The sequence below is a fragment of the Paraburkholderia sediminicola genome (assembly GCF_046026895.1).
Classification (GTDB): domain Bacteria; phylum Pseudomonadota; class Gammaproteobacteria; order Burkholderiales; family Burkholderiaceae; genus Paraburkholderia; species Paraburkholderia sediminicola_C.
Window position 1 is genome coordinate 1 of sequence record NZ_JAQQEU010000042.1, and the last position, 23,862, is coordinate 23,862.

The following is a 23,862-nucleotide window of genomic DNA, read 5'->3' on the forward strand; positions in this document are numbered from 1 at the left end:
GCAAGTACGCATCCGCTTGCGGTGAGACCGGTCATTCGCGTTCGCCGACTTGCGAATGACAGGAAAGCGACCCATAGCCGCCTGACCAACGCCGATAGTCGAATGATAGCAATGGCCGACGACTTGCCGGATCACTTCGACACGTCAATGACGGGTACTTGAGCGCAGCCGACGTTCGAATGTCCGCGCGAATGCATGGGTCTATGACCGCAGATGGCCGCCATCGGTAACTGGCCGCTCAGGAATAGTTTGGCATTATGATAGTTCTTGGGACGCTAGTTCCCCTCGTCCCCTATAGATCAGAAGATAGATGAAGTCGGACCGACAAAAAACGTCGCAAGTACTACGATGGAGTTTGTTAGTTGAAGATTGTCTTTTGAATCCATAGGGTTAGCATTTGCTAATTGTAAGTAGTGTTCAGAACTGATGGATGCGCAACCGCAATGGCTGACGAGTCGCTCGGCGCACCGTACTCAATGCTGGCGGACTATGCCGCGCTCGCGCCGCAGGTGCGCGAGGTGCTGGACTGCTGGTTCGGCGCGCCGGACTCGGCCGCCTTCGGCGAGGAACACAAGCGCTGGTTTTCCCGAGACGAAGCGTTCGACGCGATGCTGCGCGAGCGCTTCGGTATGCTGATCGATGCGGCCAACGACACGACGGGCAGCGCCGCCCTCGACGACTGGCAGGCCACTCCGCTTGGCGCGCTGGCGCTCATCATCGTGCTGGATCAGTTTTCGCGCAATTGCCATCGCAACACGCCGCGCGCGTTTGCCGCCGATCAGAAGGCATTGCTTGTCGCGCAACGGATGATCGCAAGCGGCGCCGACCGGCTGCTGCCGAGCGCGCATCACCGCGCCTTTGCCTATCTGCCGTTCGAACACGATGAAACGCTCGCCAGCCAGCGCGAGTCGCTGCGGCTTTCCAAGCAGCTGCAAGCGGAACCGGGCGGAGAGTCTTACTACCGGTTCGCGGTGCGACACGCGCAGATCATCGAGCGCTTCGGGCGCTTTCCACATCGCAACGCGGTGCTTGGGCGCGCGTCGAGTGCTGAGGAAACCGCGTTTCTGCGCAAACCCGGTTCGTCGTTCTAGGCAGCCGAAGAGAAGGCGGTGCGCGGGCGGTCCCGGGCTAATTGCGGCGCGCTGCCGGAGGGGTAGCGGGCGTACGCAGGAACACCCGCAGCAGTTCATCCGTATCCCCCGGACGCGCGCCCGACCAGAACAGGCGCCATTCGCCCTGCGGTGCGCGCCCATTGTCGCGACGGCTTTCCTCGATCAGCCACGTGCACGCGGTGTTGCGCGTGTCCGCGGTTGGCTGATGCTCGATGCCGGTGTAGTAGTAGAGCATCGGCGCTTCGGATTCGCCCAGCCCGGCACTCGCCATGCAATCGCCGTCGTTCCACTCGATATCCATCTTCGCGGCCAGTTCTTCGAATACCGAGCGGTAGCTCTTCGCATAGTCGAGCCATGGCAGCAGCAACGTGCTGACCAGCCCCCACGCGAGCGTCGCGCCCGCGCACCAGCTCAGCACGCCGCGCCACTTGCCGCTGTGCCTGAAGAGCGGCAGCAGCCATAGCCAGCCGACCGTCATTAGCAGGGCGGCGGCGATCAGCATCGGTTTGACCGGCAACACCCAATCGAGCGGCAACCAGCGGCCGAACAGGTGCAACGGCGCATGCGTGGCCGCCGGGCTGCTCATGATCGACCAGATGATCCACGCGAGTACCGCCGCGCTGCCGAACAGCACGCGGCTCGCGATGTCCCAGCTCACATGCAGACGACGGGGCAGCGTTTCCACACCCTGCATCGCCAGCAACGCAAGTGGCGCGATGAACGGCAGGATGTACAGCTCGCGCACGGTCGCCGAACTCTGCAGCACGGCGAAGCCGGTGCCCGCGAAGATCGCCGGCAATGCCACGCGCGGATCGCGCCAGCGCCGCCATGCGCCGCCGGCGAGCGCGGCTAGCGCCAGCGGCACCACCGGGAAGCCGACGCTGAGCACCGTGCGCAGCACGAACAGGTGGCTCTCGTTTTCAGAGCCGAGTTCGGCCACCGAAAAACCGAAGAAGCGCCCGACGTTGTTGTCCCACAGCCAGACCTTGAAGAGCGCTTCCGAGCGCAGGTAGAAGCAGATCGGCCAGATCAGCGCGAACGGCGCGCACACCAGCGCGGCCACGCCGAGCGCGCCGGCAAAGCTGCGGTTGCGGCAAGCGGAGTACAGCGCGAGTATCGCGACGGTGGTCGCGGCGAACACGAGCGGCACGAACAGACCCTTGGCCAGCAGCGTCACGCCGACCCCCGCGCCGAACATCGCCGCGCCGCTGAGGATCGCGTGGCGCCGCGCGCGCGCGTCGACCGGTTGCTCACGCGCGTCGTCGCGCAGATGCACCAGCACCAGCTCGAAGAGGCCGCAGAAGCCTAGCGCTGCGCCGGCCATCAGGGCGACATCGGTCATCATGTCGTGCACGTGCTTGACGACGACAAGCGTGCCGGCGAACAGCGCCAGCGTGCCGATCACACGCAGGTCGAACCAGCTCGACGCGGCGGCCGCGCGGCGCGCGACGCGTGCCGTGTAGTAGACCGTCAGTCCGGCGAACAGCGCGCTCGCGAGACGCGCCGCATCGTGCAGCGGCAGATAGCGGCCGAACATCCAGGCGAGGCCGGTGGCGACCCAGTCGTAGATCGGCGGCTTTTCGACGAACGGTTGGCCGGCGTTGGTGGGCACGACCAGATCGCCGGTATCGAGCATGTGCTGGACGATGCCGAACGTGTAGGTCTCGTCCTGCTTCCACGGCTCATGGCCCAAGATGCCAGGCAGCAGCCACGCGCACAGAATCGCCAGCGCGACGAGCCACCGCAGCGGACCAACGGCGGCGAGCGCGCGCCAGTGGCGGATGCCGCGGGTGGCGCGATCGCTTGCGTCGGCGGGAGCGGCAGCTTCCGGGAAGGCTTTCGCTTCGGCTGTCTGCGCGCTGTGCCCGGCCGCGCGCGCGGCGTCGGTGGTGTGCAGCGGGCGCTCAAGCGAGTTGTGAAGCGGGCCATGCACCGAGCCGGGCAGCGCAGCGCCGCGCGGGACCGAATGTGGAGGCTCTTGAACGTTGCTTGCGGTAACGGCGGGCGCGGATACCGTCGATGCGACATGTCCCGCGCGCCAGGGCGCGGCTGGTCTTTCTTGCATGAAAATCTCTGGTCGCCGCACGCGGCGGCATGGGCTGCGTCCTGATGTAATGGCAATGCGTCGCTTGCGATTGCACGCGATCGGAGGCGATTGTAGTCCCCAATAATTACGGGCGATTACAGAAAAGTCCGAAAGTGTTGGCGCTACATGGGCGAACGTACGCATTCATCGTCAAATCGACGGGAATTCGTCGTGCAGAGGATGGGAGCCGCGGGGCAAAGGGGCGGCCGTGGGCCGCGCCTTGCAAACGGCGTGACTCAGCGTCCGCCGGAAACGTCGAGTAGCGCGCCCGTCACGTAGGACGCGGCGTCGCTCAGCAACCAGACGATCGATTCAGCCACTTCGCCGGCGCTGCCGGGGCGGCCGAGCGGCGTGGTCGCGCCAAGCTGCGCGGCCCGCTCGGGCTTGCCGCCGCTCGCGTGGATCTCGGTATCGATCAGGCCGGGGCGCACCGCGTTCACGCGCACGCCTTGCGGGCCGAGTTCTTTGGCGAGGCCGAGCGTCATCGTATCGACGGCGCCTTTCGAGCCGGCGTAGTCGACGTATTCGTTCGGCGAGCCGAGGCGCGACGCCGCCGACGAAACGTTGACGATCGCGCCGCCCGCACCGCCGCGATCTGTCGACATGCGCCGCGCGGCTTCGCGCGCGCACAGATACGCGCCGAGCACGTTGACGTCGAACATCCGCTTCAGACGCGCGAGGTCCATGTCGGCGAGTTGGCTCGACGGCGCGACGATCCCGGCGTTGTTGACGAGCGCATCGAGCCGGCCGAACTTCTGGTGAAGCGCGTCGAACATCGCGATCACATCGGCTTCGTTGGCGACGTCGCCTATGATCGCCAACGCACGGCCGCCGGCGTGCTCGACTTCGGCGACGGTGTCCTGGGCGGCGGCCAGATTGCGCGCGTAGTTCACGCCGACGGACCAGCCCCGAGCGGCGAGCAGACGCGCGGTCGCACGGCCGATGCCGCGGCTGCCACCAGTGATCAGAACGGCTTTCGTCATCGCCACCTCATCGTTCGGGTGAGGGCCGTGCGAAGCGCGGCCGGTGTTGCAGGCGCCTGAAGGCGGCGCCGGGGGAAATCAGGGCGGGCGCTTAAAGCTGCGGCACCGTCGAGCGAGTCGCGTCAGACCGGGTCGCGTCAGACCGAGTCGCGTTTGATCGCCCACTTGTCGCTAACGGGCGGCTGATAGCGTTGCAGCTTGTCGATCAGCGCGACGGGATCGGCATCCACTTGCAGGATGTCGAAATAGGTCTCACGCATGAAGCCTTCGTCCACCGTGTGCCGCAGCATGCTGATCAACGGGTCGTAAAAGCCGTCGATATTGAGCACCGCCACCGGCTTGCCATGGTAGCCGAGTTGCGCCCACGTGTAGACTTCGAACAGCTCCTCGAGCGTGCCCACGCCGCCCGGCATCGCGACGAACGCGTCGGACAGGTCGGCCATCATCTTCTTGCGCTGATGCATGTCGGGCACCACGTGCAACTCGGTCAGCCCGTTGTGGCCGACTTCCTTGTTGACCAGCAGTTCGGGAATCACGCCGATCGCGCGGCCGCCTTCGGCCATCACCGTGTCGGCGATCACGCCCATCAGCCCGACCTTGCCGCCGCCGTAGACCAGCGCGAGACCGGCTTGCACCAGCGCGCGGCCGAAGGCGCGCGCGGCGTCCGCATACAGCGGTTTGGCTCCGTTCGCGGAGCCGCAGTACACACACACCGACTTCATGCTCAAACGTCCTTCGATTCGTTGCGAGGTGCCGCGCCTTCCTTCGGCGGCAGGTAGTCGTAGAACTCGCGCTTGGGCAGCTTGCCGGACACGAGGTCGTCGAAAATCTGCCGCGAGCGGCCGCGCAGATAAGGCGCCATCAGCGACACGATCTGCACGCTCACCTGATGCAGCTCCGCGCGGATCGCTTCCTGCTCGTTGTATTTGCGCGGATTCATCACGAACTGATACGACAGCCAGTACGTGCCGATCACGCCGACGTTGGTGGCGATCACCTGCATCTCCTGCGGCGTGGCGACCATTTCGCCGTCCGCGACGAGCTGCTCGCAGAACTGGCTCGCAAAGCGCACTTTGTGGCTGATGATCTGCTTGAAGTGCGTTTCGAGCGTGCGGTTGCGCGCGAGCAGGTCGTTCAGGTCGCGATACAGGAAACGGTAGCGCCACGTGAAGTCGACCATGTATTGCAGATACGACCACATTTCGTCGATGGTCGCGCGATGGTCGTCGGGGAAACGCAGACGCTTTTCGATCTCCTGCTCGAACTGGCTGAAGATGCTGTTGATGATGTCGTCTTTGTTGCGGAAGTGGTAGTACAGATTGCCTGGACTGATTTCCATTTCCTCGGCAATCGTCGTCGTCGTGACGTTCGGCTCGCCGATTTCGTTGAACAGCTTCAACGACAGTTCGAGAATCCGTTCGCGCGTGCGGCGGGGAGGTTTGGCTTCCATGTCGTCCGGCCCTGGTTATGCCGGGCTGAGCGCGCGGCGGAGTGCCGCTGCTGCGTGTTCCACCCGGATGCGGTTGGTATGTTCGAGCGCCCCAAGACCTGGCGCTGCGCGGCAGGTCCCCCGAAAGGCCAGGAAATCACGGGGCGGCCCGGGGCTTTCCTGTGAGACTGTCGAACGATTATAAACCGACCGTTCTTATACCAAGCGGATCCTGAGCGTTTTCATGCTTCGGGACGAGCCGCGCGCGACGAGGGCGTCAGAACACCGCGCTGAGCCAACGCGCGACGAGCGGTCCGACGATCAGCCCCCAAGTCATCACGCACATGCCGAGCGCGACCATCACGGCCGCGCTGCCGAGGTCCTTCGCGCGGCGCGACAGTTCGTGGCGTTCGAGCGAAATCCGGTCGATCGCCGCTTCCACGCTTGAATTCAGCAACTCGACGATCAGCACCAGCAGCACCGAGCCGAGCAGCAGCACGCGCGACACCGGCTCGACCGGCACCAGCAGCCCGCACGGAATCAGGATGGCGGCGAGCGTGAGTTCCTGACGAAACGCGCTTTCCTCGCGAATCGCGACGCGAAACCCGGCGAGCGAGTTTTTCATCGCGTGCCATGCGCGCGTGAGTCCGCGATTGCCCTTGTATGGATTGAAGGGCAGCGGCGCGAGCGGATCGTCGGGACTGAGCGGTTCGTGCGGTGCGTCGTCGGCGCGGTCCGCGGCGTCGCGGCCGTTCATACCGTACGCATGCTCCGCCTGATTCGGTACGGCGGGTTCGCCGACGTCGTCGAACGGATCGGCAGCGGCGTGATCGTGCTCGGCCTCGATCGCGCGCAGTGCGCCGTTCGACGCGCGCCTCGCAGCAGATTGCGTGGATTGGCTGGGTCGCATGGGGGCCTTCGCGCGCCGCGTCAGGCGGCGGCGCTTTCCTCGCGATACGACGCGTGCGGCAGCGGCTTCAGATGCGCGGCGAACTGCGCGGACGCGGCCGCCCACGAGAAGCGTTCCGCCCACGCGCGCGCGTGATTGCGATCGATCTTCAGCGCTTCCAGGCAGGCCTCGCGCAGATCTTCATGCATCGCACCCGCGCCGCCGTCGCCCAGCACGTCGATCGGACCCGTGACGGGATACGCCGCCACCGGCGTGCCGCACGCGAGCGCTTCGAGCAGCACGAGGCCGAAGGTATCGGTGCGGCTCGGAAACACGAACACGTCGGCCGCCGCATACACCTTTGCCAGCTCCGCTTGCGTGAGCACGCCCAGATAATTTGCTTGCGGATAACGCGACCTCAGTTCGGCGAGCGCCGGGCCTTCGCCGGCGACCCACTTCGAGCCCGGCAGATCGAGCTGCAAAAATGCCTCGACGTTCTTCTCGACCGCCACGCGTCCGACGTACAGGAAGATGGGCCGCGCCGTGTCGAGCACCTTCGAATCCATCTGGTGAAAGATCTCCAGATCGACGCCGCGGGTCCACAGCACGACATTCGTGAAGCCGAATTTTTCGAGGTCCTGCTTGACCACCGGCGTGGGCGCCATCACGGCCAGCGACGGCTTGTGAAACCAGTGCAGGAACCTGTAGGTCGCGGCGAGCGGAATGCCGAAGCGCGCCTGCACGTATTCCGGGAAGCGCGTGTGATAAGCGGTCGTGAACGGCAGCTTGTGGCGCAACGCATGAGCGCGTGCGGCCATCCCGAGCGGCCCTTCGGTGGCGATGTGCAGCGCGTCGGGCGCGAACGCGGCGATGCGCTCGCGCAGCTTGCGGCGCGGCAGCAGCGACAGGCGAATCTCCGGATAGGTCGGACAGGGGATCGTTTTGAATTCGAGCGGGGTGAGCAGATCGACGCGATGACCGAGCGCGGCGAGTTCGCGCGTGGTGTTGTTCAGCGTGCGCACGACGCCATTGACCTGCGGCTCCCATGCGTCGGTGACGATCATGATCTTCATCGGCTTGTTCCTCGGTTCGGGTGCAATGGAAGTTAGGAGGACTACGCTACGCGGTCGCCCGGGCCTTCTGCGTGCCGACCTGCGGAGCGCGCAGCGCGGTCCAGTAGATCACCTTGAGTTCGCCTTCATAGGTCTCGACGAGTGCCGACAGACTCTCGACCCAGTCGCCATCGTTGCAATACAGCACGCCGTCGATGTCGCGCAACTCGGCTTTGTGAATGTGTCCGCAGACCACGCCGTCGCAGCCGCGGCGGCGCGCTTCGTCGGTCATCACGCTCTCGAACGACGAGATGAAGTTCACCGCGTTCTTCACCTGGTGCTTCAGGTACTGCGATAGCGACCAGTACGGAAAGCCAAGCTTGCTGCGGATGCGGTTGAACCAGCGATTCAGGACCAGGATCATCGTGTAGAGCGTGTCGCCGAGATAGGCGAGCCACTTGGCGTGCTGGATCACGCCGTCGAACAGATCGCCGTGGACGATCCACAGACGCTTGCCGGCGAGCGTGGTGTGAAACGCTTCGCCGCGCACGTGGATGTCGCCGAACGCGAGGTCGCAGAACTGGCGCGCGGCTTCGTCGTGATTGCCGGGCACGTAGATCACCTGGGTGCCCTTGCGCGCCTTGCGCAGCACTTTCTGCACGACGTCGTTGTGCGCCTGCGGCCAGTACCAGCCTTTCTTCAACTGCCAGCCGTCGATGATGTCGCCGACGAGGTACAGGTACTCCGACTCGTTGTGGCGCAGGAAGTCCAGGAGATAGGGCGCCTGGCAGCCGCTCGAGCCTAAATGGATGTCGGACAGCCAGATGGTGCGGTAGCGGTGCGGGTCGGCGTGCTCGTCTTCGGGATGGGCGGCATGGTCGTCGCGTGGCGGCGTCACGGGCAGCGGCAGGCCGTGGTGAGGCGGGCTCGGGTCCGGGCGGAACGCGACGGGGTCGACGCTCGGGCCGGTCTGGCGGAACAGGGAAGTCGCGGACGTTTTGTGGTCCATGGCTCACGCGTCGAGTTGCGGTGCCCGTATTGGGCCGGGCGCGCGTGACGGGGCCATGACAGTCATGAGAAGTTCTTATTACTGCGGGGGGCAGGCGCGGACCGGGGAGCGGTCGAAGCGGGCCGTGCAGCGGCCGGGATGATGCGGGCTGCTAACTGATGGTGATGACAGGCATGCCCGGCGCGGGACGCTCAGCGCGCCATAGAGATCACGCGCGTGCCCGCGAGCCGGTCGTGCAGAAATCGACGCTGCGCGCCAAAGAGGCCGGTCGCGGTCCACAGCACGAACCAGATGCCGGCGATCGTCAGCGTCTGCGGCAAGCGCAGTCCGAGTAGCGGATGCAGCGCGAGCGGCGGCAGGAACCACAGCCACGCGAGCACGTAACGGGCGATCGCCCGGCCGGCGGAGAGCGGCGAGCCGTCGGCCGTGACGACTCGCAGGCGCCAGGTTTTCATCGGCAGGGTCTGGCCGCCGTGGGTCCAGAACCACACGAAGTACAGGCCGACCACGAGGCCGGTCCATGCGGCGAGCAGGTTGTGATGAGTCAGTCCGTCGCGTTGCTGCGTCAGCGTGCTGAATAGATAGCCGGCGATGAACACCACGCCGAACAGGATCAGCGCTTCGTAGAGCAGCGCGGCGAGCCGCCGGCGAACAGTGGGGGCTGCGCCGGGCACGCCAGCGGGCAAGGTGGAGGTGGCGAGCGGCTGGGACACGGTGGACGCCGGTCAGGAGCCGTTGAAGATCGACGGTGCTTCGGCCGGCGACACCGGCAACGGCGTGGCGGGCACGAAACTGCCCGGGGCCGGAATGGCCGGCGTGGCCGCCGGACTCGGCAACGCCGGCGCCGCGGCGCTCGCGGCCGCCACATCGCTTGCGCCGTGCTCGCGCGCGTTGACGAGGCGGTCAATTCCCTTGATTTCCTTGTGCGCGAGAGGCGGCGCGCTGACGACGCTCGGCCGCCGCTTGCGCTCGCTGGCTGCCAGCCGCTCCTTCTGTTCCTCGGGCAGTTGCTGATAGGCCTTCCACGCGTTCTGACGGGCCTCGCGCGGCAATTCCTTCGACACCTGGTAGTTTTCGCGGGCGACGCGCCGCTGATCGGGCGTCATGCGCACCCATTCGCTCATGCGCTCATGCAGGCGCTTTTGGGCGTCGGGCGACATTTTGGGGTAGCGCGATGCGATCTTGATCCACTTGCGCTTGCGTTCGTCGCTGAACGAATCCCACTCGGCCGCGAACGGCGCGAGCGCGACATGCTCGGCTGCGCTCAGGCGCGACCAGGCCATCGGGCTGTTGCTGCCGGGCAGGCCGGGCAATTCGACGGCGAGCGTTTGCGCGGGCGCCTTCGCGGTCGCGTTGCCGCCGGGCGCGGGCGCGCCGGTGGGCGACGACGGGCTCGGATGAAAGCGCGGATACGTCGCGGCGAACGACACGAGGGCCGCGATCGCGCATCCGAAAACAACGGCCAGGCCGCGCTTGTAACTCACCCGAAAAATCTCCCGCTCAATGGGCGCGTGAAAGGTACGCGTTGAAACCGTGGTCGAGATAGGCATTGAGCGGCAGGTCGTCGCTAAGCATGGCGGCATCGATATCGGCGAGTTCGGCGGTGCGTTGCTGGTCCTCCCAGTACGCAATGCCGACCAGGCTCACGACCAGCGCGGCGAGCGGCCACGCGAGCGCGAAGCGGCGTAGCGGCGAACGGCGACGATTCGGGATTTCGACTTGCGGCAGACCGCCCGGCATGCCGACGAAAGCGGGCACGAACGCGGGCGCGCTGACGGTTTCGGGCTTCTTGCGGGCGAGCGCGGCACGGCGCGCCGCGGCGAGTCGATCGACAGTGGCGGCCGGAATGCGGGCGGCGTTTTCGTCGAGCGCGCGCCGCACCTGGCGCGCGAACTCGAGTTCATTTGTTTCGAGGGAGCTCATCGCGTGATTCCTTTGGCCTTGAGCGCTTGCGCCAGCGTGTGCGTGGCTCGCGAGCAGTGCGTTTTCACACTGCCCTCGGAGCAGCCCATCGCGGCGGCAGTCTCGGCGACATCCATATCTTCCCAATAACGCATGAGAAACGCCTCCCGTTGACGTGCCGGTAATTTTTGGATCTCGTCGTCGATCGACTGCAAGACCTGTTCGCGCTCGAGTTTCTGCTCGTTGCTCTCGGAGCCGGCCGAGCCTTGCTGGGCCTCGAATGTTTCCAGCGGATCGAATTCGTCGTCGTCGGCATTGCCCAGCGACGAAAACAGACTCACCCACGTGTTGCGTACTTTGGCACGACGGAAATAGTCGTGCATCGCATTCTGCAGAATACGCTGAAACAGCAACGGCAATTCGGCCGCCGGACGGTCGCCGTATTTTTCGGCGAGCTTGATCATCGCGTCCTGCACGATGTCGAGCGAGGCGTCGTCGTCCCGCACGGCGTAGACCGTCTGCTTGAATGCGCGCCTTTCGACGCCCGCCAGAAAATCGGCGAGTTCCTTGTCTGATGCCATCCGTTTGGGGGTCGGCGCAGCGAGCGTGCGCGTAATCGGTCGAAAAATGTCGTAAAACTCGCGGATGCTAACAAACTTTTGCGCGACCTGGGGGGAAACGTGGCCTACCTGGCATCCACATAACAGGATTCGGGGCGATTGCGGTCAATATCGGGATGAGGGGCAGGGCGCCAAGGCAATATTTGCTTGACCGCATGCGCGGCAGCAGATATCTTCGCTGGTTCGCAACATAAGTGACTTGTCTCAATTGAGGTGTGGCCCAAGAAGCTCACCTGTCAACTGGACGCGCCGCTTGAACCCGAGCCACAAGCCCGGCAGAGAGCACCCGATCAATTTTTTGCCGAAAATTCGAAAGGTGAATAGATGAATATGCCCAGCGCGGAATTCTCCACGTCGGATACGACCCCCCATCAGGAAGCCGACTCTATCGGCGCCACCGTGCTCATGAAGGCACTGGCCGACGAAGACGTCGAGTTCATCTGGGGCTATCCCGGCGGCTCGGTACTCTACATTTACGACGAGCTGTACAAGCAGGACAAATTCCAGCACGTTCTCGTGCGCCACGAGCAGGCCGCGGTCCACGCCGCCGACGCGTATGCGCGTTCCACCGGCAAGGTCGGTGTGTGCCTCGTGACCTCCGGCCCCGGCGTCACCAATGCGGTGACCGGCATCGCCACCGCCTACATGGATTCGATCCCGATGGTCGTGATCAGCGGCCAGGTGCCGACTGCCGCGATCGGCCAGGATGCGTTCCAGGAGTGCGACACGGTCGGCATCACGCGTCCCTGCGTGAAGCACAACTTCCTCGTGAAGGACGTGCGCGATCTCGCCGCCACCGTCAAGAAGGCCTTCTATATCGCCCGTACCGGCCGTCCCGGCCCGGTGCTGATCGACATTCCGAAAGACGTGTCGAAAGCGCCTTGCCAGTACGAACCGATCAAAAGCGTTTCGCTGCGCTCGTACAACCCGGTTACGAAGGGCCACTCCGGCCAGATCCGCAAGGCGGTGTCGCTGCTGCTGTCGGCCAAGCGCCCGTACATCTACACCGGCGGCGGCATCATTCTCGCGGATGCGTCGCGTGAGCTGAACCAGTTCGCCGACCTGCTCGGCTACCCGATCACCAACACGTTGATGGGCCTGGGCGGCTACCGCGCGAGCGACAAGAAATTCCTCGGCATGCTCGGCATGCACGGCACGTACGAAGCCAACATGGCGATGCAGCACTGCGACGTGCTGATCGCGATCGGCGCGCGCTTCGACGACCGCGTGATCGGCGACCCGACGCACTTCGCGTCGCGTCCGCGCAAGATCATCCATATCGACATCGATCCTTCTTCCATTTCCAAGCGCGTCAAGGTCGACATTCCGATCGTCGGCGACGTGAAGGAAGTGCTGAAAGAACTGATCGAGCAGTTGCAGACGGCCGAGCATGGCCCGGACACCGCGGCGCTCGCCGACTGGTGGAAGGACATCGAAGCCTGGCGCGCGAAAGACTGCCTGAAGTTCGACCGCAAGAGCGACATCATCAAGCCGCAGTACGTGGTGGAAAAGGCGTGGGAGCTGACCGACGGCAATGCCTTCGTGTGTTCCGACGTCGGCCAGCACCAGATGTGGGCGGCGCAGTTCTATCGCTTCAACAAGCCGCGCCGCTGGATCAACTCCGGCGGTCTGGGCACGATGGGCTTCGGCCTGCCGGCGGCGATGGGCGTAAAGATGGCTCACCCGGACGACGACGTGCTCTGCATCACCGGCGAAGGCTCGATCCAGATGTGCATCCAGGAGCTGTCGACCTGCAAGCAGTACGACACGCCTGTGAAGATCATTTCGCTGAACAACCGCTATCTGGGCATGGTGCGCCAGTGGCAGCAGATCGAATACAGCAAGCGCTATTCGCATTCGTACATGGATGCGCTGCCGGACTTCGTGAAGCTCGCTGAAGCATACGGCCACGTGGGCATGCGTATCGAACGCACGGCCGATGTCGAGCCGGCGCTCAAGGAAGCGCTGCGCCTGAAAGATCGCACGGTGTTTCTCGATTTCCAGACCGATCCGACCGAAAACGTCTGGCCGATGGTTCAGGCCGGCAAGGGCATCACCGAAATGCTCATGGGTTCGGAAGATCTATAACGACGGCCCGGCAGCCGGCTTCGTCATGCACGCCTTCAAAAAAGGCGCGGGCGGACGAAGCGGCGCCGCACTGCTCGCAGACATCGACAAACATCTGGAAGAAGCGAATCATGAGACACATCATTTCCGTCCTGCTGGAAAACGAACCGGGCGCGTTATCGCGCGTGGTTGGTCTCTTCTCGGCACGCGGCTACAACATTGAAACCTTGACGGTGGCACCGACCGAAGACCGTTCGCTGTCGCGCATGACCATCGTCTCCATTGGCTCGGACGACGTGATCGAACAGATCACGAAGCATCTGAACCGCCTGATCGAGGTGGTGAAAGTGGTCGACCTTACCGAGGGCGCCCACATCGAGCGCGAGCTGATGTTGATCAAGGTGAGGGCGGTCGGCAAGGAACGTGAGGAGATGAAGCGGATGTCGGATATTTTCCGCGGCCGCATCATCGACGTCACCGAAAAGACCTACACGATCGAACTGACGGGGGCGGCCGACAAGCTCGACGCCTTCATCGAAGGGCTCGACTCCACGGCGATTCTCGAAACGGTCCGCACGGGCAGCTCGGGCATCGGTCGCGGCGAGCGCATTCTGAAGGTCTGATGCGCGGCGCTTCAGCCGTGATTTGACGTCTCGATCGAACCGCCGGGCGTGCCTGACGAGCCCGGCCAGCAACACACTATTCGCAGTAATTGAATTTCACTGATTCATCGAATCTAGCCAAGGAACCGACATGAAAGTTTTCTACGACAAGGACGCCGATCTCTCCCTCATCAAGGGCAAGCAGGTCACCATCATCGGCTATGGCTCGCAAGGCCATGCGCACGCGCTGAACCTGAGCGAAAGCGGCGTGAAGATCACGGTCGGTCTGCGCAAGGGCGGCGCATCGTGGAGCAAGGCTGAGAACGCCGGCCTGCAAGTCAAGGAAGTGGCGGAAGCCGTCAAGGGCGCGGACGTCGTCATGATGCTGCTGCCGGACGAGCAGATCGCCGACGTGTACGCGAAAGAAGTGCACGCGAACATCAAGCAAGGCGCGGCGCTGGCATTCGCGCACGGCTTCAACGTTCACTACGGTCAAGTGATTCCGCGTGCCGACCTCGACGTCATCATGATCGCGCCGAAGGCGCCGGGCCACACGGTTCGCGGCACCTACTCGCAAGGTGGCGGCGTGCCGCACCTGATCGCGGTCGCACAGGACAAGTCGGGCGCAGCACGTGACATCGCGCTGTCGTACGCTGCGGCGAACGGCGGCGGCCGTGCCGGCATCATCGAAACCAACTTCCGCGAAGAAACGGAAACTGACCTATTCGGCGAACAAGCCGTGCTGTGCGGCGGTACGGTCGACCTGATCAAGGCCGGCTTCGAAACGCTGGTGGAAGCGGGCTACGCGCCGGAAATGGCGTACTTCGAATGCCTGCACGAACTGAAGCTGATCGTCGACCTGATCTACGAAGGCGGCATCGCGAACATGAACTACTCGATCTCGAACAACGCCGAATACGGCGAGTACGTGACGGGCCCGCGCATCGTGACGGCTGAAACGAAGAAGGCGATGAAGGCCGTGCTGACCGACATCCAGACGGGCGAGTACGCGAAGAGCTTCATCATCGAGAACAAGGCCGGCGCACCGACGCTGCAATCGCGCCGCCGTCTGACGGCCGAGCATCAGATCGAACAGGTCGGTTCGAAGCTGCGCGCGATGATGCCGTGGATCGCGAAGAACAAGCTGGTCGACCAGTCGAAGAACTAAGCGAATTGCTGCTCTGGTCCGGTCAGGCGCGTTCCCGCGTGGACCGGACAAATCAAAAAGCCGTCCAAGGGTGCTGAACCCTGGGCGGCTTTTGCTATCCTACGGTTTTACAAAAAACAGAAGCCATCCATGAATTACCCTCATCCGATCATCGCGCGAGAAGGCTGGCCGTTCATCGCCATCGCGGCCGTCGTTGCATTACTGGTTCACGCCTTCGCGGGGTTCGGCATTGCATGGCTGTTCTGGCTGATCCTGATTTTCATCGTGCAGTTCTTCCGCGATCCGGCCCGCCCGATTCCCACCCAGGTCAACGCCGTGCTGTGTCCGGCCGACGGGCGCATCGTCGCGGTCGAAACCGCGCATGATCCGTACGCGAACCGTGAAGCGCTGAAGATCAGCGTGTTCATGAACGTCTTCAACGTCCACTCGCAGCGTTCGCCGGTGGATGGCGCGATCTCCAAGGTCGAATACTTCCCGGGCGCATATCTGAATGCCGCGGTGGACAAAGCGTCGCTCGAAAACGAGCGAAATGCGGTGGTGATCGAAATGGCCGGCGGCCAGACGGTGACCTCGGTGCAGATCGCCGGGCTGATCGCGCGGCGCATTCTTTGCTACGTGCGTACTGGCGAGCCGCTGACCCGTGGCCAGCGTTACGGGTTCATCCGTTTCGGCTCGCGCGTCGACGTGTATCTGCCGGTGGGCAGCCGTCCGCGTGTGTCGATCGGCGAAAAGGTGTCCGCGTCGTCCACGATCCTCGCTGAACTCTAAAGCGGCACACAGGAGGTTTCCGAATGGCCGCATTCAAACCGCGTCGACCCCGTAACAGCGGACCGCTGCCGCGGCCGTTTCGCCGCAACAAGCCGATGGCGGCGGAGTCGCCGGTCGTCGAGAGCCGGCGCGCGCAGCGTCAGCAGTTCCTGAGAAAGCGCGGCATTTATCTGCTGCCGAACGCATTTACCACGGCGGCGCTGTTCTGCGGCTTTTTCGCCGTCGTGCAGGCGATGAACGTGCGCTTCGAGATCGCGGCCATCGCGATCTTCGTGGCGATGGTGCTCGACGGCATGGACGGCCGCGTCGCGCGTATGACGCATACGCAAAGCGCGTTCGGCGAACAGTTCGACAGCCTGTCGGACATGGTGTCGTTCGGCGTCGCGCCCGCGCTCGTGATGTACGAGTGGATTCTGAAAGACCTCGGCCGCTGGGGCTGGCTCGCGGCGTTCGTCTACTGCTCGGGCGCGGCGTTGCGGCTCGCGCGCTTCAACACCAACATCGGCGTGGTCGACAAACGCTTCTTCCAGGGCATGCCGAGCCCGGCCGCGGCGGCGCTGATCGCCGGTTTCGTATGGCTCGCCACCGACAACCGCGTGCCGCTGAAGCTGGTCTGGCTGCCGTGGGTTGCATTCGTGCTGACCATCTACGCCGGCGTGACGATGGTGTCGAATGCGCCGTTCTACAGCGGCAAGGCGCTCGACGTGCGGCATCGCGTGCCGTTCGGCGTGATCCTGCTGGTGGTGGTCGCGTTCGTGCTGGTGTCGTCCGATCCGCCGCTGATGCTGTTCGGCCTGTTCGTGCTGTACGGTCTGTCCGGTTATGTGTTCTGGGGCTATCAGGCGGTGCGGGGCAGGGCGAATCCGGCCCGTTCGGTGGTGCACGACAGGTAGCAGGCTGCGTCGGCTATCGGGGTGGTGACTTGCAAAAACGGCATCCTTCAGGCTGCCGTTTTTTCTTTTGACGAACCCGCCGGACGGTGCTTCAGAGGCAGGTCTGACGCTAATTGCGTGGCGGCGGGAATGCCGCTATAGTCGTCGGATGACTGTGTTCACGTGCGCTTTTGAGCCGCCATGCGAGTCTCAACAAGCCGGCGCACCGGCCGGCGTGCTGGTGCTGACACTGGCGCGGCCGCCGCGCTGATCGCCGCTAGCGGTTTTTGCCTTGGGCCGCCTACCTCGTCTGCGGTTGAGCGTCGTCAGCGGTGGCGCAAACACCCGAACTCCACTATCCGATCCCCACATCCGAACGACTCCCCAGGAGACCCGACATGTCCGACAAACTGATCATATTCGACACCACGTTGCGTGACGGCGAGCAATCGCCCGGCGCGTCGATGACGAAAGAGGAAAAAATCCGTATCGCGAAGCAACTCGAACGGATGAAGGTGGACGTGATCGAAGCCGGCTTCGCGGCGAGCTCGAACGGCGACTTCGATTCGATTCACACGATCGCAGGCCTGATCAAGGACAGCACGATCTGCTCGCTGGCCCGCGCGAACGACAAGGACATCCAGCGCGCGGCCGACGCGCTCAAGCCGGCCGAGCGCTTCCGCATCCACACGTTCATCGCGACTTCGCCGCTGCACATGGAAAAGAAGCTGCGCATGACGCCGGACCAGGTGTTCGAGCAGGCGAAGCTGGCGGTGCGTTTCGCGCGCAAGTTCACCGACGACGTCGAGTTCTCGCCGGAAGACGGCAGCCGCTCGGACATGGACTTCTTGTGCCGCGTGCTGGAAGCAGTGATCGCCGAGGGCGCGACCACCATCAACATCGCGGACACGGTCGGCTACGGCGTGCCGGAACTGTATGGCCAGCTCGTGAAGACGCTGCGCGAACGCATTCCGAACTCGCACAAGGCGGTGTTCTCGGTGCATTGCCACAACGACCTCGGCATGGCGGTGGCGAACTCGCTGGCCGGCGTGAAGCTCGGCGGCGCGCGCCAGGTCGAGTGCACGATCAACGGCCTCGGCGAGCGCGCCGGCAACACGTCGCTCGAAGAAATCGTGATGGCGGTGAAGACCCGCAAGGATTACTTCGGCCTCGAGCTGGGTCTCGATACGACGCAGATCGTGCCGGCGTCGAAGCTGGTGTCGCAGATCACCGGTTTCGTCGTGCAGCCGAATAAGGCGGTGGTCGGCGCGAACGCGTTTGCACACGCGTCCGGCATCCACCAGGACGGCGTGCTGAAGGCGCGCGATACCTACGAAATCATGCGCGCCGAAGACGTGGGCTGGAGCGCGAACAAGATCGTGCTCGGCAAGTTGTCGGGCCGCAATGCGTTCAAGCAGCGCTTGCAGGAACTCGGCATCGCGCTCGACAGCGAAGCGGAACTGAACACCGCGTTCGCGCGTTTCAAGGAACTGGCCGACCGCAAGTCCGAAATCTTCGACGAGGACATCATCGCGATCGTTACTGAGGAATCGGCTGAAGCGCAGGAGCGCGAGCACTACAAGTTCGTGGCGCTGTCGCAGCATTCGGAGACCGGCGAGCAGCCGCACGCGAAGGTCGTGTTCTCGGTGGAGGGCAAGGAGATCACCGGCGAAGCGCGCGGCAACGGCCCGGTCGACGCCACGCTCAACGCGATCGAAACCGAAGTGGGCAGCGGTTCCGAACTGTTGCTGTATTCGGTCAACGCGATCACCACCGGCACGCAGGCGCAAGGCGAGGTGACCGTGCGGTTGTCGAAGAGCGGACGCATCGTCAATGGCGTGGGCACCGATCCGGATATCGTCGCGGCTTCCGCTAAGGCGTATATCTCTGCGCTCAACAAGCTGTATTCGAATGCGGACAAGCTCAATCCGCAGCGCTCGGAGTGAGGTGGACGCGGTGCGCCGCTGGCGTGACCGCGTGAGCGTTTTCCGGAACTGAAATTGAAAAAGCCCCGTGCCGTTGCAGGTACGGGGCTTTTGTTTTGCTGCGCCGTGTTTCGCGCGCACGCGATGAGTTCATCAGCCTCGCGCGTCGCGCATCGCGCTCGGGCGGCCGCTCAGAACAACGAGCGACGATCCGGATCGTGCAACGGGTCAGGCGTTTTCTGCGTGAGACGTACGATCCCCTGTTCGTCGAAGTAGAAGCTGTACAGCATGTACCAGACGTTGTCTTCCAGGTATCGATAGGTCCAGACCTCGCGCTTCATCAGCGGGAAGTACGAGGTTTCGACCGGGCGGCCGAAGTTCACCAGCACGTCGCTCCTCGTCCATTTGCCGATTTCGGCCCGATAGAATTCGTTGGGTTGCAGCACCTGGCGCACATTGACGATCTTGCCGGCCGCGTCGATGTCGGCGGCGGTGGTGGTTTCGCCCATCGGCTGGGTCGGCCACATCAGCCGCTTGCCGCCGTCAGGCAGGTCGTAGCTTTCGCGCGGCGGCCCGAGGCGCGCGATGATGGTCGATTCGTCCGCGCCCTGGGTGTATTGCTGCCAGGGCTGCACGCAGCCGGCCAGCGCCAGCGCGCTCAGGCAGGCCAGCGCCGCGCGACGCAGACGTGCGGCGACTGGTGTTCCGATCGAGGCCGCCGTGGAGTGACGGGAGTTCGACATGTGTTCCTCCGATGGCATTTGAGTAGCGTTTTTTATCATCGAGACGCCGCATTTTGGCATGCGATGCGGTAAAAGATCCGCGTTTCTTGCAGGCCTCTGTGCCTGGTACCGTAACGGCCGGGCTGGCTTGCTTATTCCGTCCGGTACGTCCTATGATCCGCGCTTCGACGATTCAGGCGGGGCAATCACGATGGCGATGTGGCAACGGGCGGCGGCAGCGGCGCTGGCAACGATCTGGATGGCAGCGGCGGCTTATGGGGCGGGCACTTCGGCGGCAAACCCGGCGGCGAACCCGTCCAGCGGGCCGGCTGGCAAGCCCGGCGGCGCGCCGATCCAACTCGCGCTGATCGAAGGCATGTCCGGGCCGTTCGCGAATGCGGGCGCGGCGGTCGAGCGCAATCTGCGCTTCGGCGTCGAGCAGGTGAACGCGCACGGCGGCGTGAAGCTCGCCGATGGCGCGCATCCGTTGGAACTGGTCGTGCTGGACAGCAAGGGCAGCACCGAAGAGGCGCTCACGCAACTGCGCGCGGCCGCCGACCGCCATATCGGCTACGTCATGCAGGGCAACAGCTCGGCGGTCGCGGCCGCGCTGATCGGCGCGATCGACAAGCAGAACCGCCGCGAGCCCGACAACCGCGCGCTGTTGCTCAACTATTCCGCCGACGACCCCGCGCTGACCAACGCCGACTGCAGCTTCTGGCACTTTCGCTTCGACGCTCATGCGGGCATGCGCATGGATGCGCTGGCGGACGTGATCCAGCGCGACCGCTCGGTGAAGAAGGTGTATCTGCTGAATCAGGACTACAGCTTCGGCCACGATGTCAGTAGCCTCGCGCGCTCGGCGCTGGCGGCGAAACGCCCGGATATCGCGGTGGTTGGCGACGAGTTTCATCCGATCGGCCGCGTGAAAGACTTCACGCCCTACATCGCGAAGATCCGTGCGAGCGGCGCGGACGCGGTGATCACGGGCAACTGGGGCAACGACCTGACGCTGCTCGTCAAGGCCGCGCGCGAGCAGGGGCTCGACACGAAGTTCTACACGTTCTACGGCAACAGCCTCGGCGCGCCGGCCGCGCTGGGCGACGCCGGCGTCGGCCACGTGATCGCGGTCGCCGACTGGCATCCGAACGCGGGCGGCGCTGCTTCCGACGCGTGGTACGCCGCGTTCCGGACCCGTTTCCCGACCGCGCAGGACGACTACCCGGTGCTGCGCATGCCGTTGATGATCGAAACCTTGGCCGCGGCGATGAGCCGCGCCGGCAGCGCCGATCCGACGGCGGTCGCGCGGGCGCTGGAGGGCATCCGCTTCGACAACGGCTTCCATGCATCGTGGATGCGCCCCGACGACCATCAGCTGATCCAGCCCCTCTACGTGATGGAAATGGACAAGGCCGGCAAGCCAGGCGTGCGTTTCGACAACGAAGGCTCCGGCTATGGCTTCCGCACTGTGCTGGCGCTGCCGCCCGAGCGCACCGTGCTGCCGAGCGTCTGCAAGATGCAGCGGCCCTGACGCGCAGTGCGCGATGGCGCGTAGCCGCGCATCGTGAAGATCCGGCCCGGCACAGCGGGGTTCGCGGCCAGATTGGGCTGTGCTACAATACGCGTCCCGTTGTGAAGCAGGTTGTCATATTTGTCTGCCGCACGGGTTAGTCCACGGCACGGCCTTTCTTCCGTGACCGCCAGTCTAGTTCTTAAGGAAATCGACATGTCCGCAGTTGAAACAAGCAAGAAGTCCGAAGTCGTTGCGCAATTCGCACGCGCAGCCAATGACACCGGCTCCCCCGAAGTTCAGGTCGCGCTGCTCACGACCCGCATCAACGAACTGACCGTTCACTTCAAGGCACACGCGAAAGATCACCACAGCCGCCGCGGTCTGCTGCGCATGGTGAGCCGCCGTCGCAAGCTGCTCGACTACCTGAAGGGCAAGGACGCGGATCGTTACCGCAGCCTGATCGAGAAGCTGGGTCTGCGTAAGTAATCGGCCAGTCGTTCAGCAAGATGCCTGTGTCAGTTCCACTGATACAGGCATTTTGTTTTTGCACGGTGCGCTTCATGTGACGCGCATCGCCTGTGCTCCGCAGTGGCGTGCCGATTCATGCGGCGGGTGCAGGAAAGAGCAGGACTTGCAGTAACCCAGGCAGTAACAAGGCAGTAGAGCAGGCAGCAAAAAGAAACACGGCCGGGCCTCAGGGCGGAGCTTTGTGTCATTCCAGCGGTTCGCGCGCGTACTCGACGTAGGGCGTGGTTCTCTGGAATGGCATAACACTACTCTTCCCATGCGGCGCCGGTCTGGCGTTGCCGCGCCGCTTCTGGTCCGCGCGGCATTACGATGAGGAAAAGCAATGACTATGTTCAATAAGATCGTCAAAGAGTTCAAGTGGGGACAACATAACGTTCGCCTCGAAACCGGCGAAATCGCTCGTCAGGCAAGCGGCGCGGTGATCGTCGACGTCGAAGACACCGTCGTGCTGGCGACCGTGGTCGGCGCCAAGACGGCCAAGCCGGGTCAGGACTTCTTCCCGCTGACCGTCGACTACCTCGAAAAGACCTATGCCGCCGGCAAGATCCCGGGTGGCTTCTTCCGTCGCGAAGGCCGTCCGTCGGAAGGTGAAACGCTGATCTCGCGCCTGATCGACCGTCCGCTGCGTCCGCTGTTCCCGGAAGGCTTCTACAACGAAGTCCAGGTCGTGATTCACGTGCTGTCGCTGAACCCGGAAATCCCGGCTGACATCCCCGCGCTGATCGGCGCGTCGGCGGCGCTCGCGGTGTCCGGCCTGCCGTTCAACGGCCCGGTCGGCGCTGCGCGCGTAGCCTACATCAACAACGAATACGTGTTGAACCCGACGCGTCCGCAAATGAAGGAATCGGCACTCGACCTGATCGTCGCCGGTACGGAACGCGCAGTGCTGATGGTGGAATCGGAAGCGCAGCAACTGAGCGAAGAAGTGATGCTCGGCGGCGTGGTGTTCGGTCATGAGCAGATGCAGATCGCGATCGACGCGATCCACGATCTGGTCCGCGAAGGCGGTAAGCCGGAATGGGACTGGCAACCGGCGGCGAAGAACGAGCAGTTGATCACGCGCGTGACGGAACTGGCGCAAGCCGAACTGCTCGCCGCTTACCAGATTCGCGACAAGCAGGCGCGTTCGACCAAGCTGAAGGAAGTCTACGCAACCACCTCGGCCAGCCTCGAGGCGGACGCGGCGGCAGCAGGCACGGTAGCGGCCGACAAGGTCACCGTCGGCAACGTGCTGTTCGACATCGAAGCGAAGATCGTCCGTACGCAGATCCTGAACGGCGAGCCGCGTATCGACGGCCGCGACACGCGCACCGTGCGCCCGATCGAAATCCGTACCGGCGTGCTGCCGCGTACCCACGGTTCGGCGCTGTTCACGCGCGGCGAAACGCAAGCACTGGTGGTCGCCACGCTGGGCACGAAGGGCGACGAGCAGAACATCGACGCGCTCGAAGGCGAGTACCGCGAGCGCTTCATGCTCCACTACAACATGCCGCCGTTCGCGACCGGCGAAACGGGCCGTGTCGGTTCGCCGAAGCGCCGTGAAATCGGTCACGGCCGTCTGGCCAAGCGCGCGCTGGCCGCGTGCCTGCCGAGCGCCGACGAATTCGGCTACTCGATCCGCGTCGTGTCGGAAATCACCGAATCGAACGGTTCGTCGTCGATGGCTTCGGTGTGCGGCGGCTGCCTCGCGCTGATGGACGCCGGCGTGCCAATGAAGGCGCACGTCGCCGGTATCGCGATGGGCCTGATCCTCGAAGGCAATCGTTTCGCCGTGCTGACCGACATCCTGGGCGACGAAGATCACCTCGGCGACATGGACTTCAAGGTGGCGGGCACCGAGCAAGGCGTGACCGCGCTGCAGATGGACATCAAGATCCAGGGCATTACCAAGGAAATCATGCAGGTCGCCCTCGCGCAAGCGAAGGAAGGCCGTATGCACATCCTCGGCAAGATGACCTCGGCGGTGTCGGGCGCGAACACGCAGTTGTCGGAGTTCGCACCGCGCATGATCACCATCAAGATCAACCCGGAAAAGATCCGCGACGTGATCGGCAAGGGTGGCTCGGTGATCCGCGCGCTGACCGAAGAAACCGGCACGACGATCGATATTTCGGACGACGGCGTCGTCACCATCGCGAGCACGAGCAGCGAAGGGATGGCCGAAGCGAAGAAGCGTATCGAGAACATCACGCTGGAAGTCGAAGTGGGCCAGGTGTACGAAGGCACCGTGCTCAAGCTGCTCGATTTCGGCGCGATCGTGAACATCCTGCCGGGCAAGGATGGTCTGCTGCATATCTCCGAGATCGCTAACGAGCGTATCAAGGACATCAACGACTATCTCAAGGACGGTCAGCAGGTGAAGGTCAAGGTCATCCAGACGGACGAGAAGGGCCGCGTGCGTTTGTCGGCCAAGGCGTTGCTGAACGACGCCGCGAACGGCGCGCCGCAAGGCGAACCGACGCCGCAGTAATGCGGTAGCGGGGCAACGGCCGGCAGCGTGAATGCGCGCCGGCCGTTTTTCATGCAGGGTGCAGGGTGGATTGCGTTGCGCACATATGCAAACGCGGACAAGCGGGTACTCTAGTTGCATTGGGCGCTGTGCCGCAGGTCAGACG

Annotated in this window: 23 protein-coding genes; 10 read left to right on the forward strand and 13 right to left on the reverse strand. The window is 64.1% G+C overall.

Annotated features, from left to right (window positions below; all coding sequences use genetic code 11):
• Window positions 1–443: 443 nt before the first annotated feature.
• Window positions 444–1,091, forward strand: coding sequence for a DUF924 family protein (locus PQR02_RS25470; protein ID WP_408237650.1), 648 nt, complete (start codon window positions 444–446; stop codon window positions 1,089–1,091).
• Between the two features lie 37 nt (window positions 1,092–1,128).
• On the opposite strand, the gene PQR02_RS25475 is transcribed toward PQR02_RS25470, so the two are convergent.
• The 11 genes from PQR02_RS25475 to PQR02_RS25525 all read right to left on the reverse strand — a co-directional run bounded on the left by PQR02_RS25475 (window position 1,129) and on the right by PQR02_RS25525 (window position 11,043).
• Window positions 1,129–3,177 carry an ArnT family glycosyltransferase gene (locus tag PQR02_RS25475; RefSeq protein WP_408237653.1) on the reverse strand — a complete coding sequence of 683 codons (2,049 nt, stop codon included), beginning with the start codon at window positions 3,175–3,177 and terminating at the stop codon, window positions 1,129–1,131.
• A 257-nt stretch (window positions 3,178–3,434) separates the two neighbouring features.
• Window positions 3,435–4,181, reverse strand: coding sequence for an SDR family oxidoreductase (locus PQR02_RS25480; RefSeq protein ID WP_408237656.1), 747 nt, complete (start codon window positions 4,179–4,181; stop codon window positions 3,435–3,437).
• A gap of 137 nt (window positions 4,182–4,318) precedes the next feature.
• Window positions 4,319–4,903, reverse strand: coding sequence for an LOG family protein (locus tag PQR02_RS25485; protein ID WP_408237659.1), 585 nt, complete (start codon window positions 4,901–4,903; stop codon window positions 4,319–4,321).
• A gap of 2 nt (window positions 4,904–4,905) precedes the next feature.
• Window positions 4,906–5,631, reverse strand: a complete 726-nt coding sequence (locus PQR02_RS25490; protein WP_408237662.1) for a TetR/AcrR family transcriptional regulator — start codon at window positions 5,629–5,631, stop codon at window positions 4,906–4,908.
• A 256-nt stretch (window positions 5,632–5,887) separates the two neighbouring features.
• Complete coding sequence (locus PQR02_RS25495; protein WP_408237665.1) at window positions 5,888–6,520, reverse strand: diacylglycerol kinase; 633 nt, start codon at window positions 6,518–6,520, stop codon at window positions 5,888–5,890.
• Window positions 6,521–6,540: 20 nt separating this feature from the next.
• Window positions 6,541–7,572, reverse strand: a complete 1,032-nt coding sequence (locus PQR02_RS25500) for a glycosyltransferase family 4 protein (protein WP_408237668.1) — start codon at window positions 7,570–7,572, stop codon at window positions 6,541–6,543.
• Between the two features lie 46 nt (window positions 7,573–7,618).
• The gene (locus PQR02_RS25505; protein ID WP_408237671.1) at window positions 7,619–8,560 is read right to left on the reverse strand and encodes a UDP-2,3-diacylglucosamine diphosphatase; all 942 of its coding nucleotides are present in this window, start codon (window positions 8,558–8,560) and stop codon (window positions 7,619–7,621) included.
• Between the two features lie 191 nt (window positions 8,561–8,751).
• Complete coding sequence (locus PQR02_RS25510; protein WP_408237674.1) at window positions 8,752–9,273, reverse strand: RDD family protein; 522 nt, start codon at window positions 9,271–9,273, stop codon at window positions 8,752–8,754.
• A gap of 12 nt (window positions 9,274–9,285) precedes the next feature.
• A complete protein-coding gene (locus tag PQR02_RS25515; RefSeq protein WP_408237677.1) occupies window positions 9,286–10,044 on the reverse strand; it encodes a DUF3106 domain-containing protein in 759 nt (252 codons plus the stop codon).
• 16 nt (window positions 10,045–10,060) lie between these two features.
• A complete protein-coding gene (locus PQR02_RS25520; protein WP_408237680.1) occupies window positions 10,061–10,483 on the reverse strand; it encodes a DUF3619 family protein in 423 nt (140 codons plus the stop codon).
• The gene (locus tag PQR02_RS25525) at window positions 10,480–11,043 is read right to left on the reverse strand and encodes an RNA polymerase sigma factor (protein WP_408237683.1); all 564 of its coding nucleotides are present in this window, start codon (window positions 11,041–11,043) and stop codon (window positions 10,480–10,482) included. Before PQR02_RS25525 ends, PQR02_RS25520 begins: the two co-directional genes overlap by 4 nt.
• Before the next feature lie 363 nt (window positions 11,044–11,406).
• Between PQR02_RS25525 and PQR02_RS25530 the strand changes: the two genes are divergently transcribed.
• Entirely contained in the window at window positions 11,407–13,170 is a 1,764-nt protein-coding gene (locus tag PQR02_RS25530) for an acetolactate synthase 3 catalytic subunit (RefSeq protein WP_408237686.1), read from the forward strand.
• On the opposite strand, the gene PQR02_RS25535 is transcribed toward PQR02_RS25530, so the two are convergent.
• Window positions 13,148–13,282: a hypothetical protein gene (locus tag PQR02_RS25535; RefSeq protein WP_408237689.1), complete on the reverse strand. Its 135-nt coding sequence runs from the start codon at window positions 13,280–13,282 to the stop codon at window positions 13,148–13,150. The two genes, PQR02_RS25530 and PQR02_RS25535, sit on opposite strands and share 23 nt — an antisense overlap.
• On the opposite strand from PQR02_RS25535, the gene ilvN reads away from it, so the two are divergent.
• From ilvN to PQR02_RS25560, 5 genes are all read left to right on the forward strand, one after another.
• Complete coding sequence (gene ilvN, locus PQR02_RS25540; RefSeq protein ID WP_042327505.1) at window positions 13,281–13,772, forward strand: acetolactate synthase small subunit; 492 nt, start codon at window positions 13,281–13,283, stop codon at window positions 13,770–13,772. The two genes, PQR02_RS25535 and ilvN, sit on opposite strands and share 2 nt — an antisense overlap.
• Window positions 13,773–13,902: 130 nt before the next feature.
• A complete protein-coding gene (gene ilvC / locus PQR02_RS25545; protein ID WP_149673740.1) occupies window positions 13,903–14,919 on the forward strand; it encodes a ketol-acid reductoisomerase in 1,017 nt (338 codons plus the stop codon).
• Between the two features lie 129 nt (window positions 14,920–15,048).
• Window positions 15,049–15,687, forward strand: a complete 639-nt coding sequence (locus PQR02_RS25550; protein WP_408237694.1) for a phosphatidylserine decarboxylase — start codon at window positions 15,049–15,051, stop codon at window positions 15,685–15,687.
• Between the two features lie 23 nt (window positions 15,688–15,710).
• Entirely contained in the window at window positions 15,711–16,580 is an 870-nt protein-coding gene (gene pssA / locus PQR02_RS25555) for a CDP-diacylglycerol--serine O-phosphatidyltransferase (RefSeq protein WP_408237697.1), read from the forward strand.
• A gap of 377 nt (window positions 16,581–16,957) precedes the next feature.
• Window positions 16,958–18,505: a 2-isopropylmalate synthase gene (locus PQR02_RS25560; protein ID WP_408237700.1), complete on the forward strand. Its 1,548-nt coding sequence runs from the start codon at window positions 16,958–16,960 to the stop codon at window positions 18,503–18,505.
• A 170-nt stretch (window positions 18,506–18,675) separates the two neighbouring features.
• On the opposite strand, the gene PQR02_RS25565 is transcribed toward PQR02_RS25560, so the two are convergent.
• Window positions 18,676–19,227 carry a hypothetical protein gene (locus PQR02_RS25565; protein WP_408237703.1) on the reverse strand — a complete coding sequence of 184 codons (552 nt, stop codon included), beginning with the start codon at window positions 19,225–19,227 and terminating at the stop codon, window positions 18,676–18,678.
• Window positions 19,228–19,465: 238 nt separating this feature from the next.
• Between PQR02_RS25565 and PQR02_RS25570 the strand changes: the two genes are divergently transcribed.
• The 3 genes from PQR02_RS25570 to pnp all read left to right on the forward strand — a co-directional run bounded on the left by PQR02_RS25570 (window position 19,466) and on the right by pnp (window position 23,717).
• Window positions 19,466–20,737, forward strand: a complete 1,272-nt coding sequence (locus tag PQR02_RS25570) for a branched-chain amino acid ABC transporter substrate-binding protein (RefSeq protein ID WP_408237820.1) — start codon at window positions 19,466–19,468, stop codon at window positions 20,735–20,737.
• Window positions 20,738–20,932: 195 nt separating this feature from the next.
• Window positions 20,933–21,205, forward strand: a complete 273-nt coding sequence (gene rpsO / locus PQR02_RS25575; RefSeq protein ID WP_149673734.1) for a 30S ribosomal protein S15 — start codon at window positions 20,933–20,935, stop codon at window positions 21,203–21,205.
• 364 nt (window positions 21,206–21,569) lie between these two features.
• Window positions 21,570–23,717 (forward strand): polyribonucleotide nucleotidyltransferase, encoded by a 2,148-nt coding sequence (pnp, locus tag PQR02_RS25580; RefSeq protein WP_408237707.1) that lies wholly within the window; start codon window positions 21,570–21,572, stop codon window positions 23,715–23,717.
• The last annotated feature ends 145 nt before the right edge of the window (window positions 23,718–23,862 follow it).